This window comes from Serratia sp. JKS296, from assembly GCF_900215445.1.
Taxonomy (GTDB): Bacteria; Pseudomonadota; Gammaproteobacteria; order Enterobacterales; family Enterobacteriaceae; genus Serratia; species Serratia marcescens.
In genome coordinates this window covers 1,061,610-1,076,912 of the sequence record NZ_OCMX01000001.1, presented here as the reverse complement: position 1 = coordinate 1,076,912, position 15,303 = coordinate 1,061,610, and the positions used below count along the sequence as shown (strand labels likewise).

The window sequence follows — 15,303 nt, the reverse complement described above, 5'->3', positions numbered from 1 at the left end:
GCTGCATGAACGGCATTTTCAATATCATGCATCTGGATTTGAAACGCCGCGATCTCAACCTGCCGCAGGTGTTCGAAGCAGCGTTATAGCGCGGGTTCGCCGATTGGCAGATACCCCTGCCACAGCGGCCGGGCCGGTTTCCCGTGCGGGTTGGCCCGCAGATGCACGTGGTAGCCTTGCAGCGCCTGCAGCAGCAGACAGTCGTCCACCTCGGCCAGGTCATCCTTGTGCTGCTGCGCGCTGTCAGTCAGCAGTACCCGTTTGGCTTTGTCTTTCGCCTCGTCGGCGGAGCGCGCCACGAACAGGCCGAACTGGTGCAGTTCCGCCAGCTCATCGCTGCGGTAACCGCCCACGTTAACGAAAAACAGCTTCTCTTCACCGGCGAACGGCGCAGACTCCAGGCTCACGTCGTAACCGTCCGCCCAGTCGATGCGCGCATAACCGTCGACATGCACCTTGCGCTTATCGCCGAACCACTTTTCGCGCAGCAGCGGATACGCCTCTTCCGGCCGATCCACCGCCGCAAACTGCACGTCGTGCAACTCAATATTGGCGCCCGGCGCCGTACCGCCCACATAAAACATCAATAATCCCGGCATGTTAGTCTGCTCTCCTTGATGATAATCGCTATATAATTTAATACATAACGAAACACCTGCCAACGGCGGCGCCATTCTGTGTTATCAATAGATGAGGTTTAATCTGTTGTGGAGGAACGCATGGCATTCAATATCGGTGATTTTGTACAACGCACCACCGGCGGCCCGAAGATGACCGTGGTGGCGATCGACGGCGAAACCCTGGTTTGCAGCTGGAATGAACTGGGTAAAGAGCAGCGTACGGAGGTGCAGGCCAACGAGGTGGCGCTGTACCACGAAGACGGCGATTTCGGCGTCTGCTGAATGATCGGGGCGCGCCGCGCCCCGTTATCGCCTCAGGCGCGAATGTCCTGATAGGCTGGGGTGGTATCGAACTCATGCTTGGCGAACGGGCATAGCGGAATGATTTTACGCTGCTCCGCGCGCATTTTCTCCACCACCAGCGCCACCAGCTTTTTGCCGACGCCCTGCCCCTTCAATGACTCATCCACCCAGGTGTGATCGATAATGGTCAGCTTGTCGCCGCTCGGCACGAAAGAGATCTCGGCGATCAGCTTGCCGTGCTCGTCATTGATATAAAAACGCTTCTCGTCTGCCAGTATTTTATGTTCCATATTATTTCTCCCTATATTTCAGTGCGCCGCTGGGGCAAGTGTCGATAACGCGTTTCACTTCGGCCGCGTCGGCATTATCCGGCATAATCCACGGCCGGCGGTTCAGGGTAAAAATAGCCGCGTTGCCACGCACGCAGTTGGCGGAATGGCGGCATATCGCGCTGTTAAAATAAACGTCAATCTTGTCGCCGGAATAACGGCGGTAACCGGCGGCGGTCAATTCCTCATCCATCTTGGCCTCACATTGCCTGTTTTATTGTTTTTGCTCCAGGCTCAAGTATAGGCAATGCCGTCGGCTTCACCACGCGTCTCACCCAATGAAAAAAGTGGCGCAACCGCCCGTCGCCGCTAGAAAAAAACGTAAATTGTTCTAATCTTTAATCAGCAAGACAACATAATTCCGACAGTGGCTAAGGAGTTCGAAATGGGTGATAGCTCAAAAGACGGCGTAATTCTGCTGTCCCGCATTCTACTGATGGTTCTGTTTATCATTTTCGGCTGGATGAAACTGGTCAACTTCGGTGCGACCGTCACGGCGATGGAAGGCTATGGCACGCCGATGCCTTATTTGGCGGCGATCGTTGCCGTGGTGGTGGAGTTTATTTTCGGCATCGCGCTTATTCTCGGCCTGTTTACTCGGCCTATCGCGGTCATTTTCGCCCTGTATGTGTTGGGCACCGCGTTTATCGGCCATCCGTTCTGGAAAATGACCGGCATGGAAATGATGGGCAACGAAATCAACTTCTTTAAAAACATCAGCATCATTGGTGGTTTGCTGTTGCTGGCGGTAACCGGCGCCGGCCGTTATTCGCTGGACTATAAAATATTTAATAAATAATTCATCGATGGCCGGCGATATTCGCCGGCCATTTTATTTCGGCTATCCTTTCACCGGCTGCGCTTGGCGTGGCGCTCAAAGTTTTCTGCCTTGGCCTGCGCCGATTTACGCAGCGTGACATAGCAGGCGCCCTCGCCGCCGTCGCGCGGTAAGGCGCGGCAAAATGCCTGTACCTGTTCAAACTGCGCCAGCCACTTAGCGACGTAACTGCGCACGATATTCGGATGGCTTTCGTTCTGCCGCCCGCGGCCGTGCACGATCAGCAGTGAACGCAGGTTTTGCGCCTCCGCCTGCACGATGAAGCGAAACAGCGCCTGCCGGCTGGCTTCGACCGACTGACGCAGCAGGTTCAGCGATGCCTGCGGCGGGTAACGCCCGTTACGCAGTTTGTCCAGCACGCCCTGCTGAATGCCTTCCCCTTTGAACTCCAGCGGCTGTTCACAGGGGATCACTTCGAGAAAATCGGTGCTGAGGAAGTTTTCCTGCCGCAGCCGCTGCGCGTCGCGCCGTGCGCTTTTGTCCACCGCCGCCTGCGGCTTGAGGTACAGCGTCTGCCGCCCGTTCGCCAGCGGCACCACGTCCGCCATCGCCTGTTCAAAAAAGTCTTTTTCCTGCTCGCTCATGTTCCACCTCTCTTGAACGGCAGCCTTTACGGCTGGGAATGGGGTCGATTGTAAGACGCCTTGTCACGGTTGCAAGCCGGGAATTGTCAGCGGCATGTGTCTCATTTGTCGTCAACGGGTGAGCTTGCGAACAGTTTTCGCTATACTGCTAAGCCATCATTGAGTGCCGCAAAGGATCGAGCCCATGACAATGCGCGAGCTGGAAATCCAGTTTCAAAATGCGATGAATGAGTTGCAGAGCAGCTTCGAACGGCAACACCGCGAATGGCAGCAGAGCTACCAGGCGCTGCAGCAACTGCTGGAAGAAGCCAAACAGCGCGAAGCCGCGCTGCGGGCGCAGAATGAACAACTGGCGCGCAAACTGAGCACCGCCAGTTCGGTGCCGGAACAGCATGCGCTGGTCAAGCAGATCAAAATGCTCGGCGCCCATCTGGACGCGCTGGCCAAAGACGCGGCCACCTTCAATCACCACCTGCGCCAACAGAGCGCGGTCGGTAATTTCAGCGGCGAACAGCATTGATAGCGGGCGCTGTCGCACAGCGCCTCCCGCCCCTCTTCTGGCGTATTGAGAGTGTAATAAAGCCTAAATGACCTGGATCATCCTCGCCGCCCTGATCGTCGTATTCATTATCGGTTACCGCATCTTGACGTCCGACACCCGCAAAGCCATCGATTCGCTGGCCCATCTGCTGAGGGTCAAGCCGATGCTGATCGAATCGATGATCCAGGAAATGGGCGGCCGCCAAAGCCAGACCTTTATCCGCATGCTGAACAACGGCTACACCGAAGAGATGCACCAGGCGGCTTATCTGCTGTTCATCTACCTGACGTTCATCAAACAGGCGGACGACGAACAGATTGCCCTGTGGCGCGACGTGCTGCTGCGCGCCGGGTTGTCGCCGGAGCTGCATGCCGAGCACACCGAAGCGGCGCTGTTTTACTTCGCCGAGCTGGATATCGATGCGTTTGAACTGGCGCAGTTCCGCCGCGCCTACAACGAGCGTTTCAACCGCGAAGCGTTGGCGCACGGCTGATCGCGTCCCCCGGGCGGGGGACCGATTACAGGAACATGCTGTAGAGGTAGCGCGACAGCGCTTCGCGCGAGCTGAAGCCGTGTGCGATGCCGTAGCGCTGGTTCGGGGCGTCGCTGCTTAAATCCAGGGGAAACTCCAGATACTGCTCGCTGGTGCGCACCGGGGAGGTCGGCGTGGCGAAATGCACGCTTCTCTCTTTCAGCGCCGGGTGGATCACCAACGCGGTTCTGCCCATCCGCGCTTCGCGATTCACATACACATAATGCGTACCCTTGCGGTAGCCATAGGCCTGATCGGTGACATAATCACGCTCAAAGCCGGTATTCTCCAACACTTTAGCCACTTCATCCGGCCGTAAATACATCGATTCCTCCTCTCATTCTGGACCGCTGAGCGACCTTACCGTAATCATTCACCGAAACAATGATTTTCTGGGGAGGAATCCGGGTTTCGGACTATTCCTGAATCAGGCCCGGCGGCGCTGCAGCAGGCGCAGGGTGAGCAGCACCCCGAGCGCCACCAGCAGCGCCGCCGCCAGATAAATCGACGGCACGCCCGCTTGTCCAATAAGCAGCCCGGCCAGCGGGCCGGTGATGCCCAACGCCAGGTCGAGGAACGCCGAATAGGTGCCGAGCGCCGTGCCCTGATTCTGCGGCGGCACCTGTTTCACCGCCTCAACGCCCAGCGCCGGGAACACCAGCGAAAAACCGGCGCCGGCCAGCAACGCGCCGGTTTGCACCATCCAGGGTTCGCCGGCCAGCCAGATCAACAGCAGCCCGACGATCTCGACCAGAAACGACGCCAGCGTCACCTTCAACCCGCCGTGGCGGTTAATGACGTTGCTGAAGATCAGGCGGATGCCGACGAAGGCGCAGCTGAACAGCGTCAGCGAAAACGCCGCGCCGCTCCAGCCTTTGTCGGCGTAGTAAAGGGTGATGAACGTGGCGATCACGCCGAAGCCGACGGTGCCCATCGCCAGCCCGAGACCATAGGCCCAGATGCGGCCGAACACCGCGCGGAAGGCGATGCGCTGCCCAGCCGCGATCGAGACGTCCGGCTTGCCGCTCGCCAACAGCAGCGCCACCGCGACCGCCAGCACAATCAGCGCCGCCACCCCGGCCAATCCCCACTGCTGGTTCAGATACACGCCGAGCGGCGCGCCGGCCGCCATCGCGCCGTAGGTGGCGACGCCGTTCCAGGAGATCACCCGCGCAGTGTGCATCGCCCCAACCCGACCGATGCCCCACAGTGTGGAACCGGTGCTGGCGAAGCTTTCGCCGACGCCGAGAAACACCCGCCCCACGCACAGCAACAGCAGGCTGAGCCACGGGTAACCGTCAACGCCGAACGCCAGCGCGTAAAACAGGCCGCTGGCGCCGCAGCACGCCAGGCCGAACAGCACCACCTTCTTCGGCCCCAGCTGATCGGCGTAACGCCCGGCGTGCGGGCGGCTGAACAGCGTGGCGAAGTATTGCGCGCTGATGATAAGGCCCGCCAACACCGAGTTGTAGCCCAGGTGGTCATGAACAAATCCCGGCAACACCGCCAGCGGCAGGCCGATGGTCAGGTAGCAGACGAAGGTGAACATCACCACGGACAAAATACGTCGGTTCAGTTGGAAGTTATTTTCTGCGGTCATCGAAGGTGGCTCGCATCGGACGGGGTAGACGAAGCGTTCCAGCATACCCCGATGAGATTTGATGATAAATGAGAGAGTTATAACGAATTATTATTTCGCTAACGATTTTACCGCCACCCGCGCGCGCAGAAAATCGATAAACGCCCGCACCTTTTCCGGCACGTGACGGGTATTCGGGTAGAGCGCATAGATGCTCTGCTCGGGGAAACGGTGATCCGGCAGCAACCGCTGCAACCTGCCGGCATCGATGTCGGGCTGCGCCAGCCACGCCGGCAGCAGCGCCACCCCGGCGCCATGCAGGGCGAACGCCAGCAATGCCGCGGCGCTGTCGCCGGTAAGCGTGGCGGCGTCCGCGACCTTGAACAGCACCGCTTCGCGCTGCGGCGTGACCACCTGCCAACTGAGCGGCGAACTGAGCCGGCTGTGGGCGATCCACTGCGCCTGCGCCAGATCCGTCAGCGAATGAATCGGCTGCTCGGCCAGATAATCCGGCGACGCCACCGGAAAAATGGCGAAGCTGTCAATTAGCGCCGCGCGGTGGCTGGAATCCGCCAGCTGGCCCAAGCGGATCGCCACGTCGAAGCGCTCCGAAATCAGATCGGCATGATAGGAAGAAGACACATGCTGGATACGCAGGCGCGGATGCTGGCGCGAAAACGCCGCCAGCGCCGGCGCCACCACCTGCGCGCCGTACTCCGGCGTGCTGGTGATGCGCAGCACGCCGCTCAGCCCGTGATGATCGCGTCGCACGTCGTCCAGCACGTTTTCCGCCTCCTGCAACAATTGCTGGCTGCGCTGATAGAAGCGTTCGCCGGCATCGGTCAGCGACAATCGTCGGGTGCTGCGCGCCAGCAGTGACACCCCCAGCTCATTCTCCAGTTGCTTGACGTTAAAGCTCACCACCGCCTTGGTTTGCCCCAGCGCCGCCGCCGCCGCGGTAAAGCTGCCCGCTTCCACCACCGCCGCGAAGATCGCCAGACGCTGCAAATTCAGCATTTCGCCGCCCTTATTGTCAAAATCATTTTGACAGTGTAATCGCCCGCCGCCGATTTATCCGCACTTTTCCCCCCGATACACTGCTCGCCTTCAACCGGAGGCACCATGTCTTATCGCAGCAAAGTGGCAATCGTCTATCTGCTCGGCTTTTTCGTCGATCTGATCAATATGTTTATCGCCAATGTCGCCTACCCCGCCATCGGCCAGGCGATGCGAGCATCGGTCAGCCAACTGGCGTGGGTCAGCAACGGCTATATTCTCGGCCTGACGCTGGTGATCCCGCTCAGCGCCTGGCTGGCGCAGCGCATCGGCGGACGGCGAGTATTTCTGCTGTCGCTGGCGCTGTTCATGCTGGCCACCCTCGGCGCAGGCAACGCCGACAGCATCGGCGCGCTGATCGGCTGGCGCACCCTGCAGGGCATGGGCGGCGGCTTGCTGATCCCCATCGGCCAGACGCTGACCTATCAGCTGTACCGCAGCCATGAACGCGCCGGGCTGTCGGCGGCCATCATGTTGGTGGGGCTGCTGGCGCCGGCGCTGTCACCGGCGCTGGGCGGCTGGCTCGTCGATCGGTTGGACTGGCGCTGGGTGTTTTTCGCCAACCTGCCGCTGGCGGCCTTGGCCCTGGCGCTGGCGGCGCTGTGGCTGCGCGCGGAAGCGCCGACAGCGGCGCGCAAACCGCTCGACGCGACAGGATTACTGAGCGCCTGCGCGGCGCTGACGCTGCTGCTGCTCGGCCTGACCCGGCTGAGCGAAGCCGGCCATCAGGTTTCCGGTGCGGCGCTGCTGGCTGCCGGCCTGCTGGTGCTGGCCTCTTATCTGCGCCATAGCCTGCGTACCCCGCAGCCGCTGCTGAACCTGCGGCTGGTCGCCGATCCGCTGCTGCGCAACGCCATGGCGGTTTATTTGTGTATTCCCGGCCTGTTCATCGGCGTCAGCCTGGTGGCGATGCTGTATCTGCAAAACCAGCTGGGCATGCCCGCCGCACAGGTCGGCGGCCTGATGCTGCCCTGGGCGCTGGCGTCGTTCCTGGCCATCACGCTGACCGGCAAAACCTTTAACCGCCTCGGCCCGCGGCCGCTGCTGATCGTCGGCTGTCTGTTGCAAGGCATCGGCATGCTGACGCTGGCGCAGATCGATCAGGCCGGGCAGCACGCGTTGCAGATCGCCGCCTTTGCCCTGATGGGGTTCGGCGGCAGCCTGTGCAGCAGCACCGCGCAGAGCAGCGCGTTCCTGCAGATCCCCGACGCTCAGCTGGCGGACGCCAGCGCGCTGTGGAATATCAACCGCCAACTCAGTTTTTGCCTCGGCGTGGCGCTGCTCAGCCTGCTGCTGAATCTGCTGCTGGCCGTGTTGCCGCCCGCGACGGCTTACCGCACCTGCTTCATTCTGGCGGGCGCCAGCGTACTCATCCCGCTGCTGCTGTGCCTGCGCCTCGCCAACCGCGCCATCGTGCGCCAACTCAACGCTCAACAGGATGCTTTATGAACCCGTATTTTACCGAAGTGATCGACGCCCACATCGCCATTGAACGCTGGCTGGGCAAAGGGACCGGAGAAGAGCAGGCGCTGCTGGCGCGCTTTACGCCGGATTTCAGCATGATCGCGCTGAACGGCGCTCCGCTGGATTTCACCGCGCTGTGCGCTTTTTTCCACGCGCATCGCGCCGCCAAACCGGGTTTGGAAATCGAGATAGAAGAGATGAAGCTGGTGGCCGAATGGCCGACGGGCGCGGTAGTCAGCTACCGGGAAAAACAGAGTCTGCCGGGACAAAGCGCTACGCTGCGCTACTCCACGGTGGTATTTGAACGTCAGCCCAACGCGCTCGGCTGGCGGCATTTGCACGAAACCGCCGCGGCGCAATGATCACAGGAAGCTGCCGGCCAAAAACAGTTCCCAACCGACGATCACCCCGCACAGGGTTACCGCGCTGAAAATAACTTCAAACAGATAGCGATTGATCATCGTGCGTCGCCTCAAAAGAAGACACCCGGAAGAACCGGGTGTCTGGAGTACGGACTGGAGCGTGCGGAACGTTCCGGTTCCGCAAACATCACTTAATTAAGCTTTTTTACCGGCTTTTTTGTGGTGTTTTTTAGCGGCCTGAGCTTTCTGCACTGGCGCTTTTTTGTGGTGTTTTTTAGCAGCCTGGGCTTTCTGAGCTGGCGCTTTTTTGTGGTGCTTTTTAGCGGCCTGAGCTTTCTGGGCTGGCGCTTTTTTGTGGTGCTTGGCTTTCTTGTGGTGCGTTGCTTTAGCTGGCGCTTTTTCAGCAGCAGCCGCTGGCGCAGCGGTGGTGGTGGTCGCAGCTGGTGCGGTGGTGGTAGCCGGAGCAGTAGCTGCGGTATCAGCAGCGAAAGCAACAGAAGACAGACCCATAGTGGCAGCAACGATCAGCGCTAATACTTTTTTCATCTTTAAATCCTCAGAGTGTTGTTTCGGTAAGCTCCGGTGGAGCCGTTGAAACAGATACTAGTGGAATCAAACCGCCGCTTCCGTGAGTGATTGGTTTCGCCGAGTAACCAAATGTACAAAGCCCAGGCGCCGGCAAACACCTGCGTGACGGCGGTTTTTTTCCGTGATCGGCCACGCAAATCTCGGCATGGTCTACACTTGAAAGACATGTGTCGAAATGGAGAGCTGAATGTTTAAGAAAGCGGAAAGAACAGAACGCGATATCGATCAGGACGTCACTCTGTTGGCCGATACGCTGGATGAAGTGTTGCGCGAGTCCGGTGACAAGACCAAAGAGGAACTGAAAGAGCTGCACAGCAAGGCGAAAGGCGTGCTGCGCGACGCCCGGGCGCGGTTCAATGGCTCCACCAGTCTGACACAGCATGCGCGCGACGCGGTCGATCAAGCCGACAGCTATGTGCGTGACAAACCTTGGCAGGGCGTAGGGATCGGTGCCGCCGTCGGCATCGTGCTCGGCGTGCTGCTGGCCCGGCGTTAACACCCCTGCAGTCATAAAGATAAAACAGATGTGCGTCTGGCCCGCGGAAATCGCGGGCCGTTTAATTTGTGCGAAACAGCTGCGCCAGCCCCTGTACCGCCCGCTCCGCCTCCTCTCGCCGGCTGAAATTGGCCCCCCCGACAGTAACCCCCGCCCCGCCGGATGGTCGATGCGCTAATCAGAGAGCGCCTTCAATCGTCTGGCCGTCAGCATGCGTCAGAATGCGCTCGACTCCCCCTCTTCACTGAGAGAGGAGAATTTCTCACCCGAAAAAATTTTTCCCTCGCCTTTTCCAGCCCCGACGCGGTCTACGTACCCAACCCCACAAAACACCATATATAGCGTGGTTGATAAATTAAATATCTACATATAGTATTTTATCTATCAGCCGCAGGGACCGTTGTTCGGTTGATAACGCCGTCAGAAACGCCAGGAACGATGCTCCGTTATCTGACTTGTCCGCCTTTCCTTCAGCCTAAAGGTAAATGCGAATCATGAGCATTATTATTTACAGTAAGCCGGACTGTGTCCAGTGCAACGCCACCTATCGCGCATTTGATAAACAGGGGATTGATTATCAGGTGATCGACCTCACCCAGGATCAGCAGGCGCTGAACCACGTTAAATCCTTAGGTTATCAGCAAGTTCCGGTGATTATCGCCGGTGACGATCACTGGTCCGGTTTCCGGCCGGACAAAATCGGCGCGCTGGCGCTCACCTGCTGAGGCTCGGCGATGAATCCGCTGGTCTATTTCTCCAGCAGTTCGGAGAACACCCACCGATTCGTTGAGAAACTGGGCCTGCCGGCGATCCGCATTCCGATCGCCGGCGCCCGCAGCAAATTGCTGATGGAACAACCCTATATCTTGATCGTACCCAGCTATGGCGGGGGCAGCGCCGTCGGCGCGGTGCCGATCCAGGTGATCCGCTTTCTCAACGTTCCGCAAAACCGTTCATACCTGCGCGGCGTCATCGCCGCCGGGAACACCAACTTCGGCGCAGCGTACGGCATCGCCGGCGACATCATCGCCAAAAAATGCCAGGTGCCTTTTTTGTACCGCTTCGAGCTGCTCGGCACTACGCAAGACGTTGAAAACGTTAGACAGGGAGTAACCGCATTTTGGCAACGACAGAATTGACCAGGCCCGAGACGGGCGCGCTGGATTACCATTCGCTCAACGCGATGCTCAATCTTTACGATGCGGAAGGCCGGATCCAGTTCGATAAAGATCGGCTGGCGGCGCGGCACTACTTCCTGCAGCACGTCAACCAAAACACCGTGTTCTTCCATAACCTGGAGGAAAAGCTGCGCTATCTGGTGGAAGAAGGCTACTACGAGCCGCAGGTGCTGGCGCAGTACGAATTCCCGTTTATCAAGCAGCTGTTCCAACAGGCCTACGCCAAGAAATTCCGCTTCGAGACCTTCCTCGGCGCCTTCAAGTACTACACCAGCTATACGCTCAAAACCTTCGACGGCAAGCGCTATCTGGAACGCTACGAAGACCGGGTGTGCATGGTGGCGCTGACGCTGGCGGCGGGCGACACCGCCCTGGCGCAGGATCTGGTGGAAGAGATGATTTCCGGCCGCTTCCAGCCGGCCACGCCGACCTTCCTCAACTGCGGCAAACGCCAGCGCGGTGAGCTGGTCTCCTGCTTCCTGCTGCGCATCGAAGACAATATGGAATCGATCGGCCGGGCGGTGAACTCCGCGCTGCAGCTGTCGAAACGCGGCGGCGGCGTGGCCTTCATGCTGAGCAATATTCGCGAGGTGGGCGCGCCGATCAAGCGCATCGAGAACCAGTCCTCCGGCGTCATTCCGATCATGAAAATGCTCGAAGACGCCTTCTCCTACGCCAACCAGCTCGGCGCGCGCCAGGGGGCCGGCGCGGTGTATCTCAACGCCCACCACCCGGATATCCTGCGTTTTCTCGATACCAAGCGGGAAAACGCCGACGAGAAGATCCGCATCAAAACGCTGTCGCTGGGGGTGGTGATCCCGGATATCACCTTCGAGCTGGCGAAGAACAACGAAGAAATGTACCTGTTCTCGCCCTACGACGTCGAACGGGTGTATGGCGTGCCGTTTTCGGAGATTGCCGTCAGCGAGAAGTACCGCGAGATGGTGGACGACAAGCGCATCCGCAAGTCGCGCATCAACGCGCGCGAGTTCTTCCAGGTGCTGGCGGAGATCCAGTTCGAATCCGGCTACCCCTACGTGATGTTCGAGGACACGGTCAACCGGGAGAACCCGATCGCCGGGCGCATCAATATGAGCAACCTGTGTTCGGAGATCCTGCAGGTCAACCGCGCCAGCACCTATCACGAGGATCTGAGCTACGATCGCATCGGCAAGGATATCTCCTGCAACCTCGGCTCGTTGAACATCGCCAAAACCATGGACGCGCCGGACTTCGGCAAGGCGATCGAGACCGCGATCCGCGCGCTGACCGCGGTGGCCGACATGAGCGATATCCGCTCGGTGCCGTCGATCGCCGAAGGCAACCGCAGCGCCCGCGCCATCGGTCTGGGCCAGATGAACCTGCACGGTTACCTGGCGCGCGAGCGCATCTTCTACGGCTCGGAAGAAGGCATCGACTTCACCAATCTCTATTTCTATACCGTGGCCTATCACGCCATCCGCGCCTCTAACCGGCTGGCGATCGAGCGCGGCGGCGCCTTTGACGGCTTTGAGCACTCTCGCTATGCCAGCGGCGAGTACTTCGACAAGTACACCGAGCGCGACTGGCTGCCGCAGACCGAGCGGGTGCGCGAGCTGTTCGCCGCCGCCGGCATCGCCATTCCGGGCCGCGACGACTGGCGCGCGCTGCGTCAGTCGGTGATGATGCACGGGCTGTACAATCAGAATCTGCAGGCGGTGCCGCCGACCGGCTCCATCTCGTACATCAACAACGCCACCTCCAGCATCCATCCGATCGTCTCGCGCATCGAGATCCGCAAGGAAGGCAAGATCGGCCGCGTTTACTACCCGGCGCCGTACATGACCAACGACAACCTGGCGTATTACCAGGATGCCTACGAGATTGGCCCGGAAAAAATCATCGATACCTATGCCGCCGCGACGCAACACGTCGATCAGGGGCTGTCGCTGACGTTGTTCTTCCGCGATACCGCCACCACCCGCGACATCAACCGCGCGCAGATCTACGCCTGGCGCAAAGGCATCAAGACCATTTACTACATCCGCCTGCGCCAGATGGCGCTGGAAGGCACCGAGGTGCAGGGCTGCGTGTCCTGCGCGCTGTGAGGCAACTTATGACGACCGTAACATCGGCGCCGCTGGTGCGCGCCATCAACTGGAACATCATCGAAGACGACAAGGATCTGGAGGTATGGAACCGCCTGACCTCCAACTTCTGGCTGCCGGAAAAGGTGCCGCTGTCCAACGATATCCCCTCCTGGGCCACGCTGACGCCGAAGGAGCAGCAGCTGACCATTCGGGTATTTACCGGGCTGACGCTGTTGGACACCATCCAGAACACCGTCGGCGCGCCGGCCCTGATCGCCGATGCGCTGACGCCGCACGAAGAGGCGGTGTACTCCAACATCAGCTTTATGGAGGCGGTGCACGCCCGCTCTTACAGCTCAATCTTCTCCACCCTGTGCCAAACGCCGGACGTGGATGACGCCTATCGCTGGAGCGAGGAAAACCGCGCGCTGCAGAAGAAAGCCGGCATCATTCTGGCGCACTACCGCAGCGACGATCCGCTGCTGAAAAAGGTCGCCAGCGTGTTCCTCGAGTCGTTCCTGTTCTATTCGGGCTTTTACCTGCCGATGTACTGGTCCAGCCGCGCCAAACTGACCAACACCGCCGATCTGATCCGCCTGATCATTCGCGACGAGGCGGTGCACGGCTACTATATCGGCTATAAGTTCCAGAAAGGGCTGGAGAAAGTGGACGCCGCGCGGCGCCAGCAGGTGAAAAACTTTGCCTTCGACCTGATGCAGGATCTGTACGACAACGAGGTGCGTTACACCGAGGAGCTGTACGACGGCGTCGGCTGGACGGAAGACGTGAAGACCTTCCTGCACTATAACGCCAACAAGGCGCTGATGAACCTGGGGTATGAAGCGCTGTTCCCGCCGGCGATGGCGGAGGTCAACCCGGCGATCCTGTCGGCGCTGTCGCCGAACGCCGACGAAAACCACGACTTCTTCTCCGGTTCAGGTTCGTCTTACGTCATCGGCAAGGCGGTCAACACCGAGGATGAGGACTGGGATTTCTGAGGACATGACAGCGATGCCGGTCTTTCAGGCCGGTATCGTGCATTCAATACCCTTGTTCTTTCTGACTGCGGATCGCCAGAACAAACGCCGTATCGATATCAGGAATGTATTTGTAGAGCGCCAAATAACCGCGAGCTTGCTGCCCAATAATCAATTCACGCAGCCCTGCGCCAAGTGACCGTCCGATCAATGGATTATGTTCCAATACCGCAATTGCCTGGATGATTTCCTGAATGCGCCGCCCTGAATCCGCAGCGCCATACTGAGCCAAATGAGCGAGAACACGTTCGATATCATCCCTGACCTCTGGCGCCAACTCGACATTTGCCATCAGCGTCCCAGTTTTTTAACAGGAGGTTTGACAGCGGCAGTATCACCCGCTGCGTAATTTTCCAAATAACCGCGCATCTCTTTCCAAGAGACCGTCTCTCCCGTCGCAATTATCTTGGCATAGCGTTTTTCCGCTTCATTCTCAAAGTCACGGCGCAACTCTTCTTGCTGCGTTTTCTCCGCTATTGCCTGCAAAATAAAGCTGTGAGACGTGACGCCTACCTGCTCGGCGACGGCAGCGACTCGGGCTTTAAGCTCATCTGGAATACGAATGGTCGTCGTCGACATAATCGCTCCTAACGTCGGTCAATCACATGTAGCTCAATTGTGCTACATGAAGTCTGACAGCGCAATAATGCAGAGGATTATTTCACCGATTGACGCAGCTCAAGCCGCCGCCAAATAGCGCGTTTCTCCGCGTCGCTGGCGGTCGGCCAGGCGGCGATCTCCGCCCGCGAGCGCCGGCATCCGCGGCACTGCTGGGTTTCGTCGTCGATCCGGCACAGGCTGACGCAGGGCGATCTGACGCCAGGATGGGATTGCTGAGTGTGGCCCGCCATACGTTGCCCTTGATGTGATATGTTCCGCCACAGGATACCCGATCCTGCGGCGGCGCGTCGCCAATCAGATGATGCCGCCGTTGGCGCGCAGGGTTTGGCCATTGATCCAGCCGCCGTCTGCCCCGGCGAGGAAAGCCACCGCCGCGGCGATATCGTCCGGCGTGCCCAGACGTTCCAACGGCGCCATCTTCGCCAGCCGCTCGATAAGCTCCGGGGTTTTGCCGTCGAGGAATAAGCCGGTGGCGGTCGGCCCCGGCGCGACGGCGTTCACCGTGATATTGCGGCCGCGCAGCTCTTTCGCCAGCACGCTGGTCAGCGCTTCGATCGCCGCCTTGCTGGCGGCATACATGCCGTACCCCGGCTGCAGCAACCCCACCACGCTGGAGGAGAAGTTGATGATGCGGCCGTTGTCGCGCAGGCGCTTCGCCGCCTCGCGCATCGCATTGAAGCTGCCTTTCAGGTTGATGTCGAGCAGGCGATCCGCATCTTCATCACGCATGTCCGCCACCGGCGCCAGCGCGATCACCCCGGCGTTATTGACCAGCACGTCGACGCCGCCAAACGCCCGTTCGGCGCTGTCGAACAGTTGGGCGACCGCAGCCGCATCGCTGACGTCGGCCTTGACACTCAAGGCGCGGCCGCCGCGCTGTTCTATCTTGCCCACCAGCTCATCGGCCGGCGCCGGATTGCCTGAATAGTTGATGATGACGGTAAAGCCATCGGCGGCCAGACGCTCGGCGATGGCCGCGCCGATGCCGCGGGATGCGCCAGTGACGATGGCGACGCGTTGAGTCGCGTGATTCATGGATATCTCCTCATCGGGTTAATGTACAGTCATCATGCACCTTTCGGCATGGCGAATAATCCCCTATTCTT

General features: G+C 59.7%; 23 protein-coding genes. 11 read left to right on the top strand and 12 right to left on the bottom strand.

Annotated elements, in window-relative coordinates; genetic code table 11:
- Positions 1–83: 83 nt before the first annotated feature.
- Positions 84–599, bottom strand: coding sequence for a DUF1543 domain-containing protein (locus tag CRO23_RS05075; protein ID WP_097101483.1), 516 nt, complete (start codon positions 597–599; stop codon positions 84–86).
- A 120-nt stretch (positions 600–719) separates the two neighbouring features.
- Between CRO23_RS05075 and CRO23_RS05070 the strand changes: the two genes are divergently transcribed.
- Positions 720–902 carry a YodC family protein gene (locus CRO23_RS05070; RefSeq protein ID WP_016929823.1) on the top strand — a complete coding sequence of 61 codons (183 nt, stop codon included), beginning with the start codon at positions 720–722 and terminating at the stop codon, positions 900–902.
- Positions 903–934: 32 nt separating this feature from the next.
- Here CRO23_RS05070 and CRO23_RS05065 read toward each other — a convergent pair whose 3' ends face one another.
- Both CRO23_RS05065 and CRO23_RS05060 read right to left on the bottom strand, forming a co-directional pair.
- Positions 935–1,213 (bottom strand): GNAT family N-acetyltransferase, encoded by a 279-nt coding sequence (locus tag CRO23_RS05065; RefSeq protein ID WP_016929824.1) that lies wholly within the window; start codon positions 1,211–1,213, stop codon positions 935–937.
- Between the two features lies 1 nt (position 1,214).
- Complete coding sequence (locus CRO23_RS05060; protein ID WP_016929825.1) at positions 1,215–1,445, bottom strand: (4Fe-4S)-binding protein; 231 nt, start codon at positions 1,443–1,445, stop codon at positions 1,215–1,217.
- 192 nt (positions 1,446–1,637) lie between these two features.
- On the opposite strand from CRO23_RS05060, the gene CRO23_RS05055 reads away from it, so the two are divergent.
- Positions 1,638–2,051, top strand: a complete 414-nt coding sequence (locus CRO23_RS05055) for a DoxX family protein (protein WP_016929826.1) — start codon at positions 1,638–1,640, stop codon at positions 2,049–2,051.
- A gap of 50 nt (positions 2,052–2,101) precedes the next feature.
- On the opposite strand, the gene smrA is transcribed toward CRO23_RS05055, so the two are convergent.
- Positions 2,102–2,674 (bottom strand): DNA endonuclease SmrA, encoded by a 573-nt coding sequence (smrA, locus tag CRO23_RS05050; RefSeq protein ID WP_097101481.1) that lies wholly within the window; start codon positions 2,672–2,674, stop codon positions 2,102–2,104.
- 184 nt (positions 2,675–2,858) lie between these two features.
- On the opposite strand from smrA, the gene CRO23_RS05045 reads away from it, so the two are divergent.
- Both CRO23_RS05045 and CRO23_RS05040 read left to right on the top strand, forming a co-directional pair.
- On the top strand, positions 2,859–3,194 hold the full coding sequence (locus tag CRO23_RS05045; RefSeq protein ID WP_004928976.1) for an MbeD/MobD family mobilization/exclusion protein: 336 nt from the start codon (positions 2,859–2,861) through the stop codon (positions 3,192–3,194).
- A gap of 67 nt (positions 3,195–3,261) precedes the next feature.
- Entirely contained in the window at positions 3,262–3,708 is a 447-nt protein-coding gene (locus CRO23_RS05040; protein WP_025303978.1) for a DUF1198 family protein, read from the top strand.
- Positions 3,709–3,733: 25 nt separating this feature from the next.
- Here the strand turns inward: CRO23_RS05040 and CRO23_RS05035 are convergent, their stop codons facing one another.
- From CRO23_RS05035 to CRO23_RS05025, 3 genes are all read right to left on the bottom strand, one after another.
- Positions 3,734–4,072 carry a DUF2002 family protein gene (locus CRO23_RS05035; protein ID WP_016929830.1) on the bottom strand — a complete coding sequence of 113 codons (339 nt, stop codon included), beginning with the start codon at positions 4,070–4,072 and terminating at the stop codon, positions 3,734–3,736.
- Positions 4,073–4,174: 102 nt separating this feature from the next.
- Positions 4,175–5,347, bottom strand: a complete 1,173-nt coding sequence (locus tag CRO23_RS05030) for an MFS transporter (protein WP_016929831.1) — start codon at positions 5,345–5,347, stop codon at positions 4,175–4,177.
- Positions 5,348–5,437: 90 nt separating this feature from the next.
- On the bottom strand, positions 5,438–6,343 hold the full coding sequence (locus tag CRO23_RS05025) for a LysR family transcriptional regulator (RefSeq protein WP_016929832.1): 906 nt from the start codon (positions 6,341–6,343) through the stop codon (positions 5,438–5,440).
- A gap of 105 nt (positions 6,344–6,448) precedes the next feature.
- Here CRO23_RS05025 and CRO23_RS05020 point away from each other — a divergent pair, with 105 nt between their 5' ends.
- Both CRO23_RS05020 and CRO23_RS05015 read left to right on the top strand, forming a co-directional pair.
- Complete coding sequence (locus CRO23_RS05020; protein WP_097101479.1) at positions 6,449–7,831, top strand: MFS transporter; 1,383 nt, start codon at positions 6,449–6,451, stop codon at positions 7,829–7,831.
- The gene (locus CRO23_RS05015) at positions 7,828–8,208 is read left to right on the top strand and encodes a DUF4440 domain-containing protein (protein WP_016929834.1); all 381 of its coding nucleotides are present in this window, start codon (positions 7,828–7,830) and stop codon (positions 8,206–8,208) included. Before CRO23_RS05020 ends, CRO23_RS05015 begins: the two co-directional genes overlap by 4 nt.
- A 195-nt stretch (positions 8,209–8,403) precedes the next feature.
- On the opposite strand, the gene asr is transcribed toward CRO23_RS05015, so the two are convergent.
- The gene (gene asr, locus CRO23_RS05010; protein WP_004928953.1) at positions 8,404–8,754 is read right to left on the bottom strand and encodes an acid resistance repetitive basic protein Asr; all 351 of its coding nucleotides are present in this window, start codon (positions 8,752–8,754) and stop codon (positions 8,404–8,406) included.
- A 229-nt stretch (positions 8,755–8,983) separates the two neighbouring features.
- Between asr and CRO23_RS05005 the strand changes: the two genes are divergently transcribed.
- The 5 genes from CRO23_RS05005 (at position 8,984) to nrdF (ending at position 13,537) form a co-directional block, all read left to right on the top strand.
- Entirely contained in the window at positions 8,984–9,292 is a 309-nt protein-coding gene (locus CRO23_RS05005) for a DUF883 family protein (protein ID WP_004928950.1), read from the top strand.
- Positions 9,293–9,786: 494 nt separating this feature from the next.
- Complete coding sequence (gene nrdH / locus CRO23_RS05000; protein WP_004928934.1) at positions 9,787–10,017, top strand: glutaredoxin-like protein NrdH; 231 nt, start codon at positions 9,787–9,789, stop codon at positions 10,015–10,017.
- A gap of 9 nt (positions 10,018–10,026) precedes the next feature.
- The gene (gene nrdI, locus CRO23_RS04995; protein ID WP_004928930.1) at positions 10,027–10,431 is read left to right on the top strand and encodes a class Ib ribonucleoside-diphosphate reductase assembly flavoprotein NrdI; all 405 of its coding nucleotides are present in this window, start codon (positions 10,027–10,029) and stop codon (positions 10,429–10,431) included.
- Positions 10,413–12,557 (top strand): class 1b ribonucleoside-diphosphate reductase subunit alpha, encoded by a 2,145-nt coding sequence (nrdE, locus tag CRO23_RS04990; RefSeq protein WP_072009650.1) that lies wholly within the window; start codon positions 10,413–10,415, stop codon positions 12,555–12,557. Before nrdI ends, nrdE begins: the two co-directional genes overlap by 19 nt.
- A gap of 8 nt (positions 12,558–12,565) precedes the next feature.
- Entirely contained in the window at positions 12,566–13,537 is a 972-nt protein-coding gene (nrdF, locus tag CRO23_RS04985; protein ID WP_033639549.1) for a class 1b ribonucleoside-diphosphate reductase subunit beta, read from the top strand.
- Positions 13,538–13,580: 43 nt separating this feature from the next.
- On the opposite strand, the gene CRO23_RS04980 is transcribed toward nrdF, so the two are convergent.
- From CRO23_RS04980 to CRO23_RS04965, 4 genes are all read right to left on the bottom strand, one after another.
- Positions 13,581–13,868, bottom strand: a complete 288-nt coding sequence (locus tag CRO23_RS04980; protein ID WP_097101476.1) for a type II toxin-antitoxin system RelE/ParE family toxin — start codon at positions 13,866–13,868, stop codon at positions 13,581–13,583.
- Positions 13,868–14,155: a CopG family ribbon-helix-helix protein gene (locus tag CRO23_RS04975; RefSeq protein WP_033639547.1), complete on the bottom strand. Its 288-nt coding sequence runs from the start codon at positions 14,153–14,155 to the stop codon at positions 13,868–13,870. The genes CRO23_RS04980 and CRO23_RS04975 overlap by 1 nt, the downstream gene beginning before the upstream one ends.
- A gap of 77 nt (positions 14,156–14,232) precedes the next feature.
- A complete protein-coding gene (locus tag CRO23_RS04970; protein WP_097101474.1) occupies positions 14,233–14,427 on the bottom strand; it encodes a DUF1289 domain-containing protein in 195 nt (64 codons plus the stop codon).
- A 64-nt stretch (positions 14,428–14,491) separates the two neighbouring features.
- The gene (locus CRO23_RS04965) at positions 14,492–15,232 is read right to left on the bottom strand and encodes an SDR family oxidoreductase (protein ID WP_016929839.1); all 741 of its coding nucleotides are present in this window, start codon (positions 15,230–15,232) and stop codon (positions 14,492–14,494) included.
- Between the last annotated feature and the right edge of the window lie 71 nt (positions 15,233–15,303).